Raw genomic sequence first — 17,560 nt, forward strand, 5'->3', positions numbered from 1 at the left:
CCGCGGGCGGTCACCGGACCGCGAGCCCGGCGCGGCAAGGGCGGACCGCGCCGGATCCGGGCAACCGCTATCGGCGAAGGGCACATCTCGATGCGGCACCGGGTGCTCTTCCAGGATGACCGCTCGGGCCGTCCCGCCCACTGCCCTTCCCCCGCCCTCCGACTGCCCCTGAACGCCGAGACCAACCGACCGGTCCGGCCCCGTTACTCTCCCTCTCCCCCAACGCAATTCGGCCGTAACCCGAAGCGCCCTTCGATTACACCTTGACCAGATCGTCGGCGTGGACGACCGGGCGCTGCATGCTGTCGGGGAGGTCGGAAGTGGAACGGCCCTTCATGGTTTCGAGTTCGTCGCTGTCGTAGGCGGCCACGCCGCGGGCCACGATCCGGCCGTCGGGGGCGATCAGGTCGATCACATCGCCGCCGTAGAAGTGACCGGTGACCTCGGTGAGGCCGGCGGCCAGCAGGGAGTGGCGGCGCTCGGCCACCGCGGCCACCGCGCCCGCGTCCAGATGCACCGCGCCGCGCGCGTCGGCGGCGTGGCGGACCCAGAACTTGCGGGCGGACAGGCGGGTGGGTCGGGGGGCGAAGGCGGTGCCGACGGTCGCGCCCGAAAGAGCCGCCGCCGCATCGGAAGCCGCGGCCAGCAGCACGGGGACGCCCGCATCCGCGGCCAGGCGGGCGGCCGACAGCTTGGAGGCCATGCCGCCGGTGCCGAGTGCGCCGCCGGAACCGGCGATCACGCCGTCCAGGTCGGCGCTGCTGCGCACCTCGGGAATGAAGTTCGCGGCGCCCTTGCGCGGGTCGCCGTCATAGAGGCCGTCGACGTCGGAGAGCAGGATCAGCGCGTCCGCGCCGACCAGGTGCGCGACCAACGCCGCGAGCCGGTCGTTGTCGCCGAAGCGGATCTCCTCGGTGGCGACGGTGTCGTTCTCGTTCACCACCGCGATCGCGTGCAGCGAGCGCAGCCGGTCCAGGGTGCGCTGGGCATTACGGTGCGGTTCGCGGCGGCCGAAGTCGCCGGCGCTCAACAGCACCTGACCCACCACCCGGTCGTAGCGGGCGAAGGAGGTCCCCCACGCGTGCGCCAAGGCCAGCTGCCCGACGCTCGCGGCCGCCTGCTTGGTGGCGAGATCCTTGGGGCGCTTGGACAATCCGAGCGGAGCCATGCCCGCGCCGATCGCGCCCGAGGACACCACGACGAGGTCCGAGCCCGCGCGCATGCGGGCCTCGACCGCGTCGGCGAGCCGGTCCAGCCGACCGGTGTCGAGACCGCCCTCCAGACTGGTCAGCGCCGACGAACCGATCTTGACCACGACACTGCGCGCGGACGCGATCGCCTGCCGCGCCGCGCTCAGCTCGGTGATCGGAGTGCCACTCGAAACCACTTGCACCACACCTCAATTCGCCCGCGATGCCGCAGCACCGTCGCACCCGAATCCGTCGTCCCACCACACCGGCCGCCCGCCTCGTCGCGAACGGCCCTGCGGCACAGCCCTACTCGTCGTCGTCGATCAGACCGCGGCGTGCACGCGAGGCGTGCTTGCGCTCCGCGGCACCGATACGTTCGGTCTGATCCAGGCGCGGGTCCACGCCACGACGGGTCAGCAACGTCTCCACACCGGCGGAAATCGAAGGCTCCCAATCGAAGCAGTAGTCCGCGATGGTCACCGAGCAACCCGGCTCGGCACCCAGCTTGACCAGCTCGTCCTCGACACCGAGGCGGGCCAGACGGTCGGCCAGGTAGCCCACGGCCTCGTCGTTGTCGAACTGGGTCTGGTTGACCCAGCGCTCGGGCCGCTCGCCGACGACGATGAAGCCGCCCTCGACCTCGGGATCGGGCAGTACCTTGAAACCGCTCTCGCCCTTGGCAACCGGGCGAATGATCTGCCGCTTCGGCTCCGCCTTCGGATGCGCCTTCCGGTACTCGGCGACCATCTCCGCGAGCGCGAAGGTCAAGGGCCGCAGCCCTTCCCGGCTCACCGCCGAAATCTTGAACACCGGCCAACCGCGCTTCTCGAACTCCGGCAGCACGAACTCCGCCAGCTCGTCGGCCTCCGGGATATCGGCCTTGTTGAGGATGACGATGCGCGGGCGATCCGCCAGATCGCCCAGGCTGGCATCGCCCACCAGCGCGGGCTGGTACGCGGACAGCTCGGCCTCCAGCGCATCCACATCCGAGATCGGATCGCGGCCCGGCTCCAGCGTGGCGCAGTCCACCACGTGGGCGAGCACCGCGCAGCGCTCCAGGTGTCGCAGGAAATCCAGGCCCAGGCCGCGGCCCTCGCTCGCACCCGGAATCAGGCCGGGCACATCGGCCACGGTGAAAGTATTGTCACCCGACTGCACCACACCGAGATTCGGCACCAGCGTGGTGAACGGGTAGTCGGCGATCTTCGGCTTGGCCGCCGACAGCACCGACACCAGCGAGGACTTACCGGCCGACGGGAAGCCCACCAGGCCCACATCCGCCACCGACTTCAGCTCGAGCACCAGATCGCGCTCTTCGCCGTCCACGCCGATCAGGGCGAAACCGGGAGCCTTGCGCGACTTGGACACCAGCGCGGCATTGCCCAGCCCGCCGCGGCCACCCTGGGCCGCCACATAGGTCGAGCCGACGCCGATCAGGTCGGCCAGGACCTCACCGTCGGTGCTCATCACCACGGTGCCGTCCGGAACCTTCAACAGCAGGCCCTCGCCCTGCTTGCCATTGCGGTTGGAACCCTCACCGGGCTTGCCGTTGCCGCCCTTGGCATGCGGGTGGAAGTGGAAGTCCAGCAGCGTATGGACATTGGGGTCGACCTCGAGGATCACATCCCCGCCATTGCCGCCGTTACCGCCGTCGGGGCCGCCCAGGGGCATGAACTTCTCACGCCGCACCGAGGCACACCCGTGCCCACCCTTGCCCGCGCTGACGTGCAAAACAACACGGTCGATGAATTTGGACATATCGGTGATCATCCTCCTTCAGGACTAGTCGTTTGCGATGCCGCTCGGGATGGCGGCTGCTTGGAAACAGCAAAGCGGGCCAGGGCTACTTACGAACCCTGACCCGCTAGGAAGCTAGTGGAGCGAACTCCGGTGCGCCGGTCAGGCGTTCACCGGCTCCGGAACCACGATGTTGATGGTCTTGCGACCACGCTTGGTGCCGAACAGCACCGCGCCCGCCTCGAGAGCGAACAGCGTGTCGTCGCCGCCACGGCCGACGTTGACGCCGGGGTGGAAGTGCGTGCCGCGCTGGCGAACCAGGATCTCGCCGGCCTTGACGACCTGACCGCCGAAGCGCTTCACGCCGAGCCGTTGGGCATTCGAATCGCGACCATTGCGCGAGCTGGATGCACCCTTCTTATGTGCCATTTCAAACTCCTCGTGCAGGGGTGACGAACCCCAAGTCGGATTACTTGATGCCGGTGACCTTCAGGACCGTCAGCTTCTGACGGTGGCCCTGACGCTTGTGGTAGCCGGTCTTGTTCTTGAACTTGTGGATACGGATCTTCGGGCCCTTGGTCTGTTCGACGACCTCGGCGGACACGGAAACCTTCGCCAGCTTGTCAGCATCGGTGGTCAGCTCGGCGCCATCAACAACCAGCACCGGCGACAGCGACACCGAAGTGCCCGGCTCACCCTCGATCTTCTCGACCTTCACCAGGTCACCGACCGCGACCTTGTACTGCTTTCCGCCGGTCTTGACGATTGCGTACGATGCCATCGGTCGGCTGCCCTTCTCTCTTTTCAAGTGCTCAGCACTCTGCTCACACGGCGGACATCCGATTCGCATCGGAAACCGCCGCAGACTGGTCTTGGTGGTATTCACCGCCGCCTCGGGCCATTGGCTCTCGGCTCTTTCGAACCGAACCGGCCCGCTCGCAGCACTAGTCACAAGAGAGTGCCATCGCGGGGGGCAGCGACTGACCAAGACTACAGGACCCCGCGACCCCCTCCAAACCGGGGTCATCCAGGTCTCACCTCGAGGTGTCGCGTTCTTACAAGAACGTCCGGCGCACCCCGGGCAGGATGGACCCATGCGAGCCACCGGAACCTTCAACGTCAAGTCCTTCGTCCCCACCGACGTCACCCCCGACCCGGCCATCACCACCGCGCTGCCGGTCGGCGTGGCCAAGCTGGAGAAGCAGTTCGAGGGCGAGATCACCGGGCGCTCGGCGACCCTGTTCACCTCGGCGTTCGACCAGGCGGCGGGCGTCGGGACCTATGTGGCGATGGAGTCGTTCGAGGGTGCGCTCAACGGGCGCGCGGGCACCTTCAATTTCGTGCATTGCGCTTCCACCGACGGCACCACCCGCACCGACATGTACTTCGCGATCGTCGCGGGCAGCGGCACCGGCGATCTGGCGGGCATCACCGGCACGGGTGACCTCCTCATCGACGCCGACGGCACGCATCGCATGGTGTTCGAATACGAGCTCGCCTGACCGTCCCGAAAAGAACTGTGGCCCCACCGGATTCCGGCGGGGCCACAGTCGTCTCTATCTACGGGCTAGTTCTCGCCCTCCGGCGCACCGGCGGGACGGCCCGCGGCACGACGACGCGGGCGAGCCCGCGGCGGAACCACGGCCGGGGCCAGCTCGTCGAGGTTGAAGCCCGGCTTGTCGGACTGATCCGCGCTGGAGAGTACGAACACCGCGGGTGCACTGTCCGCGGCCGGAGCCGAGACGGTACGTGCCACCCGGCGACGGGCGGGACGACGAGTCGACAGCACCGGCTCGGCGGTCACGGCCGTGCCATTGGTGCTCGGCACGGAGGCCTGCTCCTCGGGCTCGGCGTCCTCGGATTCGTCCTCGGCCACCGACCGTTCGGCCAGCGCGGCCTCGGCGGCCGCGTTCTCGGCCTCCCGCACGATGATCGACTCCGCGGCGGCGACATCGGCCACGGTCGCGGAATCACCCTCGGCCAGTACCGCGTTCGCCGCGTCGGCGGCCGCGATGGCATCCTCGTCCGCCGCGTGCGCGGCTTCCTCGGTAGCGTGCACGGCTTCCTCGTGGTGCGAGGCCATGGCCATGGCGACCGGGTGAGCGCGCTTGGCCGCGGCCTTCTCTGCCTGCTCCTCGTGCTTCTCGTGCTGGTCGGCCTTCTCCTCGACGACCGGTTCGACGACCGGGGTCTCGGCGGCGGCCGCGTTGCGGTCCTTGCGCCGGCGACGCGAACCCTCGCGACGCCCCACACCCTCACCGCTGTCACCGCCGGCCGGAGCCGACGACTCGACCGGGTAGTTGTGCACCAGGATGCCGCGACCGTGGCAGGTCTCACACGTGGTGGAGAACGCCTCGACCAGACCGGTGCCCAGCTTCTTGCGGGTCATCTGGACCAGGCCCAGCGACGTGACCTCCGACACCTGGTGGCGGGTGCGATCCCGGCCCAGGGCCTCGGTCAGGCGGCGCAGCACCAGATCCCGGTTGGACTCGAGGACCATGTCGATGAAGTCGACGACGATCATGCCGCCGATATCGCGCAGCCGCATCTGGCGCACGATCTCCTCGGCCGCCTCCAGGTTGTTGCGGGTCACGGTCTCTTCGAGATTGGACCCGCCCGCACCGGTGAACTTGCCGGTGTTGACGTCGACGACGGTCATGGCCTCGGTGCGGTCGATCACCAGGGTGCCGCCCGAGGGCAGCCACACCTTGCGGTCGAGCGCCTTGGCCAGCTGCTCGTCGATGCGCAGGCTGCCGAACACGTCGACGGCGTGGTTGTCGTAGCGCTCGACGCGGGCCAGCATGTCCGGGGCGACCGTGCGGACGTAGTTCTCGACCGTGGTCCAGGCCCGCTCGCCCTCGATGATGAGCTTGGAGAAGTCCTCGTTGAACAGGTCGCGGACGACCTTGACCAGCAGGTCGGGCTCCTCGTACAGGGTCTTCGGCGCGCCGGAACCCTGCTTGGACTGCTCCTCGATGGTGCGCCAAGTGGCCTGCAGCCGTTCGACATCGCGCGCCAGCTCCGGCTCGGAGACACCCTCCGAGGCGGTGCGGATGATGACGCCCGCGTCCTGCGGCACGATGTCGCGCAGGATCTCCTTGAGCCGCTTGCGCTCGGTGTCGGGCAGCTTGCGCGAGATACCGGTGGAAGTACCGCCCGGCACGTACACCAGGAAGCGACCGGCCAGGCTGATCTGCGTGGTCAGGCGGGCACCCTTGTGGCCCACCGGATCCTTGGAGACCTGCACCAGCACGGTGTCACCCGGGCGCAGCGCCTGCTCGATCTTGCGCTCCTTGCCGCCCAGACCGGCGGCCTCCCAGTTCACCTCGCCCGCGTACAGCACGCCGTTGCGGCCACGGCCGATATCGACGAAGGCAGCCTCCATCGACGGCAGCACGTTCTGGACCTTGCCCAGGTACACATTGCCGACCATGGACGCGGAACCCGTCGAAGTCACGAAGTGCTCGACCAGGATGCTGTCCTCGAGCACCGCCACCTGGGTGGTGGAGGTCGGGTGGTCCTGGAAGTGCTTCTCGCGCACCACCATCACCCGGTCCACCGCCTCACGGCGGGCCAGGAACTCCGACTCGGTCAGGATCGGCGGGCGGCGACGCCCGGCCTCACGACCGTCCCGGCGACGCTGACGCTTGGCCTCCAAGCGGGTCGACCCGCTGATGCCCTGCACCTCGTCGACATCCTTCGCGGCGGCGCGGCGCTTGCTGCGCGGCTCCCGCTCGTGCACGACGGTGTTCGGCGGGTCGTCGTCGGAGGTGGTCTCCGGCTCGTTGTCCTCACCGCCCTTGCGGCGGCGACGGCGGCGACGACGACGGCTGCTCGAGCCCTCCGGCACGGCCGCCTCGTCGTCTTCCTCGGACTCGTTCTCGGCGTCCTCGGCCGACTCGTCGGCCTCATCACCCTCGAGCTCATCGGACTCGTTGTCGCCGTGCTGTTCACCGCGACCCCGGCCGCGACCACGACGACCCCGGCGACGGCGGCGCGAGGTGCCCTCACGATCCGCGTCGTCCTTACCGGACTGCTCGCCGTCCCAGTCGCCCTCGTCCTCGGCGTCCTCGGACACCGGCTCCTCGATGACGACCTTGGGGCTGATGGCCTTCGGCGCGACGACCTCGACCTCGGCCTTTTCCTCGACGCGAGGCTTGCGCTCGGTGCGGCGCGCACGACGCGCCTCCTCGGCGGCCGCGGCGTCCGGGGCCTGGAACAGCGGGGCAGCCACGACGGGGGCTGCCACATACTGCACCGGCTCTTCGACGCGCGGGGTGCTCTGGAACGGGCTGGCGAACAGGCTGGTCTGCTTGGCCGCGGGGACGACGGCCGCCTCGGCGGCCTCCACCTCCTCGGCCGCGAGCTCGTCGGCGGCGCGATCGTCACCGGCGGCGATGGCCGCGTCGACGGTCGTCTCGGCGATCGGCTGCGGCGAGACCGGCTCGGCCACCTCGACGTCACGCGGACCGAAGGCGTCGCGCACGGTTTCCGCGACGGTACGGTCCAGACTCGATTGCGGGCTGCGCGCTTGCGCGCCCATCTCGGTCAGATGGGCCAGGATACGTTTGCTGGTAGTGCCCAGCAGCTTCGCCAGTGCGTGCACTCGGATCCGTTCCGGCAATTGTTCGGCAGCCGGGGTGATCTGAGCGCCCTCCCCGTCGCCGTTGCTCTGCGATGCTTCCAGCGGCTCTTGATCGGCCACGAATTCTCCTCGGGGCCCCCGGGCGCGTTCCTCCTAGGGAGTGACGCGGCCGTCGCGGGGGCGCTGTCTTGTCGGCCTCACGCCCGCGGGCGTGATGTCGTAAGTCTTCGCGTCGCGTGGCCCGTTATCACCGGTATCTCGTCGTTCGGGCTAACTGGTCACGTGGCGCCTGGTTGGTTTGGCTCGACGCCGCGTCACGAGCGTTCATCCAGCGTGCCTGCCCGACGGCCGAGTCTTGGGTAGCCGTCGGCGGCAGCGATGATCGTCCGTCGCTCCGCGATGTCAATCGAAGGTGGCTGACACACGCCGCAAACGGCCCGCGTCGGTCACTTCCAGAGCCAGTATCCCACACCACGTCGGGGCGTCGCGCCCACGCGGCCCGGAGCGGGCCTCGCGAGTCTCGCGGGCAGCCGCCGCCTCCGGGGTCCGGGGGTGGGCCCCCGGACCTGAACCGTGGAAAGTACGGGTGAAGATCAGAGAACGAACTCCGGGAACCACAGGGCGATCTCGCGCTTGGCGGACTCGGGCGAGTCGGAGCCGTGCACGAGGTTGTACTGGGTCTCGAGAGCGTAGTCGCCGCGAATGCTGCCGGTGGCGGCCTTCTCGACGGGGTCGGTGCCGCCGGCGATCTGCCGGAAGGCGGGGATGGCGCGCTCGCCATCGAGGACGATCGCGACGACCGGGCCCGAGGTGATGAATTCGATGAGCGATCCGAAGAACGCGCGCTCGCGGTGCTCGGCGTAGTGCTCGACCGCGATCTCCTCGGAGACGTTCACCTGCTTCAGGGCCGCGATCTTCAGACCCTTGCGCTCGATCCGGGTGATGATCTCCCCGATGAGGCCGCGGGCCACGCCGTCGGGCTTGATGAGTACCAACGTCTGCTCAGTCACAGCGCAACCTTAACCGGCGGGTACTCAGCGGGAAAAACGCAGACCGGGGACGATGCTTTGGTCTGTCTGTTTACGGCCCCGGTCTGTCTGTTTACGGCGAATTGTTCACGCGCCGGACATGCGCTGGCTGGGCAGGGTCCCGGCTTCCATGCGCTTCTTCACATCCGAGCGCAGGAATAGGACGAAGATCCAGACGGCGATGAAGACCACGCCGATCACCAGGATCGAAATGTGGATGAAGCCGCCGAGCAGCAGGGCCACCTGGAGAGCCAGGTTGAAGGGAATGGCCCAGGAGCGGCGCTGGACGCCCGCGCCCAGGAACATGATCACGGCCAGGCCGACGATGTAGAGGATCGACCACCAGTGCAGGCCGCCGCCGACCGCGCTGATCACCGGCAGCGCGAGCAGCACGGTGATGGCCTCCAGGACCAGGGTGCCGGCCATGACGCCGCGCAGGCCCTTCCACGGGTCGGTGACGGGCGGCGGCACCTCGGTGGGGCTGGCGTCGGAGGTCATGCGGGATCCTTTCCGAACAAGCTGCGGGCGGCCCCGGCGGTGACGACCGAGCCGGTGATGACTATGCCCGCACCCGAGACCAATTCGCCGTCCTCACCCTCTTCGGCGAGGGCGATGGCGGTTTCGATGGCATCGGCGAGATCGCTTGCCACGGCGACACGTTCGTCGCCGAAGCGCTGCACGGCGAGGTTGGCCAGGTCATCGATCGGCAGGGCGCGCGGGGAACCGTTCTCGGTGATGACGATCTCGTCGAAGATCGGTTCCAGGGCGTCGAGGATGCCGCCGGCGTCCTTGTCGCTGAGTACCGCGATCACGCCCACCAGTTTGCGGAAGTCGAATTCGCTTGTCAGCGTGGCCGCGAGGGCCTGCGCGCCGTGCGGGTTGTGGGCGGCGTCGAGGAAGATGGTGGGCGCGCTGCGCATGCGCTCCATCCGGCCGGGGCTGATGGAGCTGGCGAAACCCGCTCGGACAGCGTCGATGTCGAGCTGCCGGGACGCGCCCGCCCCGAAGAACGCCTCGACCGCGGCCAGCGCCAGCACCGCATTGCGGGCCTGATGCTCACCGTGCATGGGCAGGAAGATGTCGTCGTAGACGCCGCCGAGGCCCTGCAGTTCCAGCACCTGGCCGCCGATGGCGACGCGGCGCGAAAGCAGTTGGAACTCCGAGCCTTCGCGGGCGACGGCCGCGTCCGCGTCGACGGTGCGGCGCAGCAGGACGTCCATGGCTTCGGGTTCCTGCTGGGCGATGACGGCGACGGTGTCGCGCGGAATCAGCTCGTCTTCCGGTGCCTTCTTGATGATTCCGGCCTTCTCCCCCGCGATGGAGGTGAGGTCGGGGCCCAGATAGTCGGTGTGGTCCAAGCCGATCGGGGTGATGACGGCGACCTGGCCGTCGATCACATTGGTGGCGTCCCAGGTGCCGCCCATGCCGGTCTCGATGACGGCCACGTCCACCGGGGCTTCGGCGAAGGCCGCGTACGCCATCGCGGTGAGCACCTCGAACTTCGACATGGCCGGGCCGCCTGCGGCTTCGGACTGCTTGTCGACGAGTTCGATGTACGGCAGCAGCTCGCGGTAGAGCTCGACGTAGCGGCCCGGGGTGATGGGCGCGTTGTCGATGGCGATGCGCTCGGTCGCCAGCTGCAGGTGCGGGCTGGTGATACGGCCGGTGCGGCGGTGCAGCGCGGTCAGCAGGGAGTCGATCATGCGGGTGACCGAGGTCTTGCCGTTGGTGCCGGCGACGTGGATGGCCGGATAGGACTGCTGGGGCGAGCCCAGCAGGTCCATCAGGGTCGCGATGCGGGTGAGCGACGGTTCGATCTTGGTTTCCGGCCAGCGCTTGTCGAGTTCGGCCTCGACCAGCGCCATTTCGGCGAGGTCCACCGGGGAGGTGCCGATGGGGGTCAGCGGGGCGTCGCCGTACTGGCGTTCCGGTTCGTCGTTCACTTGGCGGCCAGCTTCGCGATCTCGGCGAGGCGGGCGGTGATGCGCTCGACGTCGCCCTCGGCGATCTCCTTGCGCGCCTTGATCTTCTCGACCACCTCGTCGGGGGCCTTGGCCAGGAAGGCTTCGTTGCCGAGCTTGCCGTTGGTGCCCGCCAATTCCTTCTGCGCGGCGGCCAGGTCCTTTTCGAGGCGGCGGCGTTCGGCGTCGAGGTCGACCGTGCCGGAGGTGTCGATCTCGACGGTCACCGTGGCAGTGGTCAAACGCACCTCAAGCGAGGCGGTGACGGCGAAGTCGTCGCCCGCGGCGGTGAGCTTGGCCAGGTTGGCGATGCTCGGCTCCTGGCCGGGCAGGTCGGCGGAGTCGATGCCGACCAGCTTGGCGGCCACCTTCTGGCTGTCGGCCAGGCCCTGGTCGGCACGGAAGCGGCGGATCTCGGTGATCAGCTTCTGGGTGTCCGAAATGCGCCGGGCCGCAACCTCATCGGTGGCGTTGCCGGAGACGGTGGGCCAGGAGGAGACCACGATGGACTCGCCCTCCGCGCCCTCGGTCAGGGCCTGCCACAGGGTTTCGGTGACGAACGGGACGGCCGGGTGCAGCAGGCGCAGCACCGAATCCAGGACGTTGCCGAGCACCAGGCGGGTGCTGGCGGCACGCTCCTCGGACTCCGCGAACTGGACCTTCGCCAATTCCAGGTACCAGCTGCAGAATTCGTCCCACGCGAAGTGGTAGAGGCCCTCGAGGGCCTTGCTGAACTCGTAGCGGTCCAGGGCGCCGTCGACCTCGGCGATCACCTCGTCGAGGCGGTCGAGGATCCAGCGGTCGGTGTCGGTGAGGGTGTCGCGGGCGGGCAGGTCGCCCGGCTGTGCGCCGTTCATGAGCGCGAACTTGGTGGCGTTGAACAGCTTGGTGATGAAGCTGCGCGACGCGGTCACGTGCGAGGTGCCGACCGACAGGTCACCGCCGGGCTGCGCGCCACGGGCGAGGGTGAATCGGGTGGCGTCCGCGCCGTATTCCTCGATCCAGTCCAGCGGGTCGATGCCGTTGCCGCGCGACTTCGACATCTTCTTGCCGAACTCGTCGCGAATCAGGCCGTGCAGGAACACATCCTGGAACGGGACCTGCTTGGCCTCCTTGCCCGCGGTGAGCACCGCGTCGTCGGAGACGTACATGCCGAACATCATCATCCGGGCGACCCAGAAGAAGAGGATGTCGTAGCCGGTGACCAGCACGCTGGTCGGATAGAACTTGGCCAGTTCGTCGGTGGCGTCGGGCCAGCCCATGGTGGAGAAGGGCCACAGGCCCGAGGAGAACCAGGTGTCGAGCACGTCCGGGTCCTGGACGTAGCCCTCGGGGGCCTGCTCGTCCGGGCCGACGCACACGATCTCGCCCTCGGGGCCGTACCAGATCGGGATGCGGTGACCCCACCACAGCTGGCGGGAAATGTTCCAGTCGTGCATGTTGTCGACCCACTCGAACCAGCGCGGTTCCTGGCTGGCGGGGTGGATCTTCACGTCGCCGTTGCGGACCGCGTCACCGGCGGCCTTGGCGATGCCCTCGACCTTCACCCACCACTGCATGGACAGGCGGGGTTCGATGGGCTCACCGGAACGCTCGGAGTGGCCGACCTGGTGCAGGTAGGGGAACTTGCGGCCGACCACGCGGCCCTCGGACTCGAGGCGCTCACGGATCTTGAGGCGGGCCTCGAAGCGGTCCATGCCGTCGAATTCGGTTCCGCTGTCGGCGATCTTGCCGGTCTTGTCCATGATCGTCGGCATGGGCAGGTTGTGGCGCAGGCCGAGCTCGAAGTCGTTGGGGTCGTGCGCCGGGGTGATCTTGACCGCGCCGGAACCGAATTCGGGGTCCACGTAGTCGTCGGCCACGACCGGGATCTGACGGCCGGTGATCGGGAGGTAGAGCGTGGTGCCGATGAGGTGCTTGTAGCGCTCGTCGTCGGGGTGCACCGCGACCGCGGTGTCGCCGAGCATGGTCTCCACGCGGGTGGTGGCGACGATCACATGCGGCTCATCGTCGTTCATGGAGCCGTAGCGCAGCGAGACGAGCTCGCCCTCGACCTCCTTGTGGTCCACCTCGAGGTCGGAGATGCCGGTCTCGAGCACCGGCGACCAGTTCACCAGGCGCTCGGCGCGGTAGATGAGGCCCGCGTCGAAGAGGCGCTTGAAGATGGTCTGCACGGCACGGGAGAGCCCGTCGTCCATGGTGAAGCGGTCGCGGCTCCAGTCGACGCCGTCGCCGAGGCGACGCATCTGGCCCTGGATCTGGCCGCCGGACTCGCGCTTCCAGTCCCAGACCTTGTCGATGAACAGTTCGCGGCCGAAGTCTTCCTTCTTCTTGCCGTCGACGGCGAGCTGCTTCTCCACCACGGTCTGGGTGGCGATGCCCGCGTGGTCCATGCCCGGCAGCCACAGCACCTCGAAGCCCTGCATGCGCTTGCGGCGGGTGAGCAGGTCCATCAGGGTGTGGTCGAGGGCGTGGCCCATGTGCAGGGTGCCGGTCACATTCGGCGGGGGCAGCACGATCGAGTAGGCGGGCTTGGCGCTGCTCGGGTCGGCGGTGAAGTAACCCGCGGCTACCCAGCGCTCGTACAGGTCGGCCTCTACCTCGCTGGGGTTCCAGCTCTTGGGGAGGGCATCGGCACGATTACGTGGGTTCTCAGAGGCTGCGCTGGTCACCGGACGATTCTAAGGGCTGGGATTATGACCCAACGACCGGGTTTTTCCCAGACCCCTTCACGGGGCCGCAGCGGGGTGGCCGAAAGGCCGGTGATGGATAGCCGAAGGGCGAGGTTCCCGGTGGATGAGGGACACCGGAAACCTCGCCCTCGAAGGCCAGACTACCGCCGTTTCGGGCCCTGCTCCCGGATCCAAAGGTAATTCTCAGGATCTGACCCAAATGGGCCAGGGTAGACCAGGTTTCGTTGCATCAACGTTGCGTCCGCCGCATTGTTTTCGCGTCGTGACAACCCCGTTGCGAGACGACCGACCGGTAGTCTCTAACCCATGAATCCGATTGTCGCGCGGGTGATGTCGACGGTAGCCGGACAACTGGGGAATCCCCACGGGTTACTGGGCAAGGGCGTGGCCCGATTCCTCAACCGAGGCAACCGCCCGATGATCGCCGCCGCGGTCGCAGCCGCCGAGGTCAGCGGGGTAGACGCCGCAGCCGACATCGGCTTCGGCGGCGGCATCGGCCTCACCCTGCTCCTCGAACGAGTAGGCACCACCGGCTCGGTGACCGGCGTGGAACTCTCCGAGGACATGCTGACCCGAGCCCGCTCGGAGTTCGCGGCCGACCTCACGGAAGGCCGCCTGAAGCTCCTGACAGGCTCACTGACCGACCTCCCCCTACCCGACGCCTCCCTGGACGCCGTGATCACCTGCAACACCGTCTATTTCGTGCCGGACCTGGACCGCGCATGCACAGAACTGGCCCGAGTCCTGAAACCCAAGGGCCGCTTGATCATCGGCATCGGCGACCCCACCGCCATGGCCAAAATGCCTTTCACCTCATACGGTTTCACGCTGCGCCCGGTCACCGAAGTAACCGCGGCTCTCGAGAAGGCCGGACTCACGGTCGAGCGCAAGGATCTACCCAACCGCCCGATCTCCGGCCACCTACTCATCGCCCGCCCCGCCTAACCTCACCCTCACCAATTCGGCGGCGCGGAAATCCCCGACCCGAACTCCTCGTCGTACCAATCCTCATGACTGAGCGCGTCCCCAAACCCACTCGGCTCAACTTCAACGGCCTCGACAACCCGCCGCTCCCGCTCTTCCCGCTCCTGCTGCTCGGCCCGCGCCCACATCTCCGCATACTCCGGCGGCAGCTCGCTGCGCTCCCTCACGATTACCCCTGACTGACGCTGCCGCACATCCGCTTACGTTTATCCATGTAATCGTCCCAAATTTGCTGCCCGATACTGACGTCCGGCCCATCAACTTTTTCGAGCAACTCAGTTATCGAGGCTTGGTTTCTTGCAACATCGTAACTCTTACCTGTAGTGAGGCTGCTATATGACCGTAGTGATCCATTTTCAAACAACAAGGGATATTCTTGCTGCCTTTCCGGCGGTATGGGGAATTTCGTCAATGCGTCGTAGTACAGGTGCTCGAAGTCCGGCCAGGGTTCACTGCAGAGAGCTGGCAATGGCGCACTCTTGGGCGCCTGCTCCGCACACCCAACCGGCATCAAAATCAGCGCCAATGCTGTTGCGACAGTATTAATTCCGCGAATTGCCGAACTCGAGTTCATCGTCCTCCCTCGCCAAGCTTGTCGGGCCGCGCAGGCAATCCGGCAGCCGCCTTATCGTAGGCCCGGATCATCTGCGTGCCACTATCGATTTCACCGTCAATTTTGTTCAGCAATTCGGTCAGACCCGCCCGATTTCGCTCTACTTCATAAAGTTGCCCAGTGGTGAGGTCGTGCCATGATTTCAGTGATCCATTCTCGAACAGCCCGGAATACTGTTGCTGATAGATTTGCGGTATCTGGGCTTGGCTGAGGACATTGTGCGTCCGGAAGACATCGTCAGGCCGCGTCAACTGCGGAGTCTCACCAGGCTCCGGCTTCGGCCCGAGCATCGACTCCTTGATCGGGTCTGACTGCCCATCGGCAAGATCCCAAACGATGTCACCGGCCACCGGGAACTGCTTGACCGCGATCCCAGCGACGGACTTGCCGGTGTTGAACCAGCGCTCCTTACGGTCATAGGCATCCTGGGCCGCCTTGTTCGCGTCATCCACGCGATCTTTCGATTCCTCCAGCAGTGCTGCGTCGATGAGACCGTCGATTCGCCCGGATGTCTCCAGAGTAGTTGTCGCGTGTGGTACCTGAAGGTTTTGCGCAAACTCGATTTCATTGGCGCGAGCCGCTCGGGCCGCGGCGTCGGTGAAGATCTTGCCCGCCTCATCGTCTGTATTCATGAGCGAAAAGACATGGCGTGCCCCCTGAAAGGATCTGTTGCCTCCAGGATCCAACCAGCTGTGTGCATCCTTCATGCCGACATCGAAACCCTGAACGTCCGGTCTATGACCACCAGCCATCTCGGCGATATACGGGCTCATGCTGGTGGAGATCTGGCGGATCAGGAGGGGGTTTCGTTCGCCGACGGATTCGCTCTTGTCGCCTGCCAGGTTCGAGAGTTGCTTCCAGTGTTCGTCGTCCGCAGTGTATTTCGCGACGGCGCTCATGATGTTGCCTGCGCGTTCGGCGGATTTGACGTCGATTTTGTCGTTGGGGTTTTCGACTGTGGCGGCTCGGTCGTCGAAGGTGAAGAGGGTGGCGGCGGCTGCGCCGTCGTCGTTCCAGTTGCGGCTGAGGACTTGGCCGATGAAGCGTTGGCCGTTGTCTCCGTCGGTGACTACGTCGCGGATGGCGGCCTTGTCGTCGCCGACGGCGGTGAAGATTTCCTGGACGGTCTTGGACACCAAGGGGGTTTCGATGGCGACCGGGTTTTGTTTGGCCATGGCGGCGGAGGCGTCGAGGTAGGCACCGGCCTTCTGGAGCAAGGTCTTGTCGAGGTCGCTGCCCGCTCGGTAGCGGATGTCGCTGGTTCCGACGATCGAGGCCAAGGCTCGGGTTTGGTCCATGTCTTGGGTGGGGAGGGTTTGGTTCAGGAGGCCCGACATCAGTAGGGGGCTTTTGCGATTCAGGGAGTCGCGCATGTCGTCCGGGAGTTGGTTGAGGCCGCCGAGTCCGCCGTTGGGTAGGTCCTTGTCGCCGTCCTGGACGGGGCCGGCCGAGACCTTCGGATTGGAGACGATCTGGAGGGAATTGGCCAGCGCCTGAGCCGCTCCGGGCGGCAGTTGGTCCATGAGCTGCTGGATTTCTCTGGGGCTCTTGCCGTCCAGGGAGTTCGCCAGCTGGATCAGGTATTCCATCTGCGAGGCGGGGATGACGGCGGTGTCGCCGGCGCGCAGGGCATCGATCTGCTCCTGTGTCAGCTGTCCGGCCTCGATAAGGCGTTGCAGCGCCACATCATTGAGCGCCGTCGGATTCTTCGCAAGCTGCGCACCATCGGTGTTGCCTTGCTCGGCGCCCAGCGACGCCGCCGAGGTGAAGGCCGCGGCCAGGTCGGTTCGGGCGGCGTTCAAGGCATCCCGCACGGTGCCGTCGGCGGTCATCGCTTGCCAGGTGTAGTCGCGCAGATCGCGGGCGAGATTGTCGACCTTGGTTTGGTCGGTGCCTTCCGGGGCTTGGATCGACAGGGCGGGTCCGACCTGCCAGCCGTAGCCCGCGGCCTCGGTCAGCAGGTTGCGGGCCTTCTGGAGGGGGTCGTTGATCTCCTCGTAGCCCTGTCGGGCTCGGGTCGCCAATGCGTCGAGCTTGTCGGCCAGCGCCTGCATGGTCTTCAGATCCGCGGCCGCCCGCGCCTGTGCCGCGTCGGCCGACCGTCCCTCCCAATATGTTCCGTTCACCGTGGTGACGGCGTTCTTGTACTTGGTGAACACGGTCTCGAGGTTGTCGCCGGTCCATACCCAGGAGGCGGCGAAGCGGGCGAGGATTTGGGGGTCGGCCGTATTCAGCCATTCCAGTGGGGAATTCACGGTCACCGCGTAGCCTCGACCGTCCAGTCGCCGGTGGCTTTGCGGTAGACGTCGACGAAGGCGTCGACCGAGGATTCTTCCGCGGTGGCGAAAGTCTTACCGGCGTTGATCATTACGTCGCCGGTCTCGCTCAGCCGTTCCTTGGCCGTGGGGATGAGCGAGTTGTCGATCAGGTCGACCATGATCTGCCCGGCGGCGACGCCGGACAGCAGTACCTCGTCCGGGCTCGCGGTGGCTGCGGCGGCGGGCTTGGCCTTCGCGGCTTCGCCTGCCAGGTCGTGGAGTTTCCCGCCGAGCGTGCCGAGGATGTCCAGATCCGCCTTGAAAGTCACGCGTCCCCCTCTTCGCCGACCGATCAACTAGCCAGAACGTAACTGAAATCGGACAATTCGGTCAACATGACCGACGGGGGTGACGCGGGATGATCGGCCGGTCAGAGCACGTGTCGAACGACACTCGACGCAGCCCAGGTGAGGCGAGTCGCATACCCCTTGCCACGCCTACCTGCGGTGAT

Annotated in this window: 15 protein-coding genes; 2 read left to right on the forward strand and 13 right to left on the reverse strand. The window is 67.0% G+C overall.

All coding sequences use genetic code 11. The features are described 5' to 3' along the window. Positions 1–256 precede the first annotated feature (256 nt). The 4 genes from proB to rplU all read right to left on the reverse strand — a co-directional run bounded on the left by proB (position 257) and on the right by rplU (position 3,708). The gene (proB, locus tag ACFXHA_RS15760) at positions 257–1,357 is read right to left on the reverse strand and encodes a glutamate 5-kinase (protein WP_379358278.1); all 1,101 of its coding nucleotides are present in this window, start codon (positions 1,355–1,357) and stop codon (positions 257–259) included. A gap of 139 nt (positions 1,358–1,496) precedes the next feature. Next, on the reverse strand, positions 1,497–2,948 hold the full coding sequence (obgE, locus tag ACFXHA_RS15765) for a GTPase ObgE (protein ID WP_379357160.1): 1,452 nt from the start codon (positions 2,946–2,948) through the stop codon (positions 1,497–1,499). Between the two features lie 141 nt (positions 2,949–3,089). Further along, positions 3,090–3,356 carry a 50S ribosomal protein L27 gene (gene rpmA / locus ACFXHA_RS15770; RefSeq protein ID WP_379357162.1) on the reverse strand — a complete coding sequence of 89 codons (267 nt, stop codon included), beginning with the start codon at positions 3,354–3,356 and terminating at the stop codon, positions 3,090–3,092. A gap of 40 nt (positions 3,357–3,396) precedes the next feature. Further along, complete coding sequence (gene rplU, locus ACFXHA_RS15775; RefSeq protein WP_379357164.1) at positions 3,397–3,708, reverse strand: 50S ribosomal protein L21; 312 nt, start codon at positions 3,706–3,708, stop codon at positions 3,397–3,399. 313 nt (positions 3,709–4,021) lie between these two features. Between rplU and ACFXHA_RS15780 the strand changes: the two genes are divergently transcribed. Then, on the forward strand, positions 4,022–4,429 hold the full coding sequence (locus ACFXHA_RS15780; RefSeq protein WP_379357166.1) for a DUF3224 domain-containing protein: 408 nt from the start codon (positions 4,022–4,024) through the stop codon (positions 4,427–4,429). Between the two features lie 65 nt (positions 4,430–4,494). Here ACFXHA_RS15780 and ACFXHA_RS15785 read toward each other — a convergent pair whose 3' ends face one another. The 5 genes from ACFXHA_RS15785 to ACFXHA_RS15805 form a co-directional block, all read right to left on the reverse strand. After that, positions 4,495–7,632 (reverse strand): translation initiation factor IF-2 N-terminal domain-containing protein, encoded by a 3,138-nt coding sequence (locus ACFXHA_RS15785; protein ID WP_379357168.1) that lies wholly within the window; start codon positions 7,630–7,632, stop codon positions 4,495–4,497. Between the two features lie 473 nt (positions 7,633–8,105). Beyond that, positions 8,106–8,522: a nucleoside-diphosphate kinase gene (ndk, locus tag ACFXHA_RS15790; RefSeq protein WP_379357170.1), complete on the reverse strand. Its 417-nt coding sequence runs from the start codon at positions 8,520–8,522 to the stop codon at positions 8,106–8,108. 105 nt (positions 8,523–8,627) lie between these two features. After that, positions 8,628–9,038, reverse strand: a complete 411-nt coding sequence (locus ACFXHA_RS15795; RefSeq protein ID WP_379357172.1) for a DUF4233 domain-containing protein — start codon at positions 9,036–9,038, stop codon at positions 8,628–8,630. Further along, positions 9,035–10,405 carry a bifunctional folylpolyglutamate synthase/dihydrofolate synthase gene (locus ACFXHA_RS15800; RefSeq protein WP_379358280.1) on the reverse strand — a complete coding sequence of 457 codons (1,371 nt, stop codon included), beginning with the start codon at positions 10,403–10,405 and terminating at the stop codon, positions 9,035–9,037. Before ACFXHA_RS15800 ends, ACFXHA_RS15795 begins: the two co-directional genes overlap by 4 nt. A 74-nt stretch (positions 10,406–10,479) precedes the next feature. Next, positions 10,480–13,173, reverse strand: coding sequence for a valine--tRNA ligase (locus ACFXHA_RS15805; RefSeq protein WP_379357174.1), 2,694 nt, complete (start codon positions 13,171–13,173; stop codon positions 10,480–10,482). Positions 13,174–13,500: 327 nt separating this feature from the next. Between ACFXHA_RS15805 and ACFXHA_RS15810 the strand changes: the two genes are divergently transcribed. After that, positions 13,501–14,139 (forward strand): class I SAM-dependent methyltransferase, encoded by a 639-nt coding sequence (locus tag ACFXHA_RS15810; protein ID WP_379357176.1) that lies wholly within the window; start codon positions 13,501–13,503, stop codon positions 14,137–14,139. Positions 14,140–14,147: 8 nt separating this feature from the next. Here the strand turns inward: ACFXHA_RS15810 and ACFXHA_RS15815 are convergent, their stop codons facing one another. The 4 genes from ACFXHA_RS15815 to ACFXHA_RS15830 are packed head-to-tail and all read right to left on the reverse strand — an operon-like array spanning position 14,148 to position 17,378. After that, on the reverse strand, positions 14,148–14,345 hold the full coding sequence (locus tag ACFXHA_RS15815) for a hypothetical protein (protein WP_379357178.1): 198 nt from the start codon (positions 14,343–14,345) through the stop codon (positions 14,148–14,150). A gap of 2 nt (positions 14,346–14,347) precedes the next feature. Beyond that, complete coding sequence (locus tag ACFXHA_RS15820; RefSeq protein ID WP_379357180.1) at positions 14,348–14,752, reverse strand: hypothetical protein; 405 nt, start codon at positions 14,750–14,752, stop codon at positions 14,348–14,350. Further along, a complete protein-coding gene (locus ACFXHA_RS15825; RefSeq protein ID WP_379357182.1) occupies positions 14,749–17,052 on the reverse strand; it encodes a hypothetical protein in 2,304 nt (767 codons plus the stop codon). Before ACFXHA_RS15825 ends, ACFXHA_RS15820 begins: the two co-directional genes overlap by 4 nt. Next, positions 17,049–17,378 carry a hypothetical protein gene (locus ACFXHA_RS15830; RefSeq protein WP_379357184.1) on the reverse strand — a complete coding sequence of 110 codons (330 nt, stop codon included), beginning with the start codon at positions 17,376–17,378 and terminating at the stop codon, positions 17,049–17,051. Before ACFXHA_RS15830 ends, ACFXHA_RS15825 begins: the two co-directional genes overlap by 4 nt. Between the last annotated feature and the right edge of the window lie 182 nt (positions 17,379–17,560).

This window comes from Nocardia sp. NPDC059240, from assembly GCF_042753865.1.
Taxonomy (GTDB): domain Bacteria; phylum Actinomycetota; class Actinomycetes; order Mycobacteriales; family Mycobacteriaceae; genus Nocardia.

Bases quoted from the DNA above. Each gene is read 5' to 3' on its own strand.
- ACFXHA_RS15820 (WP_379357180.1), bottom strand. From the start codon at position 14,752: ATGAACTCGAGTTCGGCAATTCGCGGAATTAATACTGTCGCAACAGCA.
- rplU (WP_379357164.1), bottom strand. From the start codon at position 3,708: ATGGCATCGTACGCAATCGTCAAGACCGGCGGAAAGCAGTACAAGGTC.
- ACFXHA_RS15795 (WP_379357172.1), bottom strand. From the start codon at position 9,038: ATGACCTCCGACGCCAGCCCCACCGAGGTGCCGCCGCCCGTCACCGAC.
- obgE (WP_379357160.1), bottom strand. From the start codon at position 2,948: ATGTCCAAATTCATCGACCGTGTTGTTTTGCACGTCAGCGCGGGCAAG.
- ACFXHA_RS15800 (WP_379358280.1), bottom strand. From the start codon at position 10,405: ATGGCGCTGGTCGAGGCCGAACTCGACAAGCGCTGGCCGGAAACCAAG.
- ACFXHA_RS15780 (WP_379357166.1), top strand. From the start codon at position 4,022: ATGCGAGCCACCGGAACCTTCAACGTCAAGTCCTTCGTCCCCACCGAC.
- rpmA (WP_379357162.1), bottom strand. From the start codon at position 3,356: ATGGCACATAAGAAGGGTGCATCCAGCTCGCGCAATGGTCGCGATTCG.
- ACFXHA_RS15810 (WP_379357176.1), top strand. From the start codon at position 13,501: ATGAATCCGATTGTCGCGCGGGTGATGTCGACGGTAGCCGGACAACTG.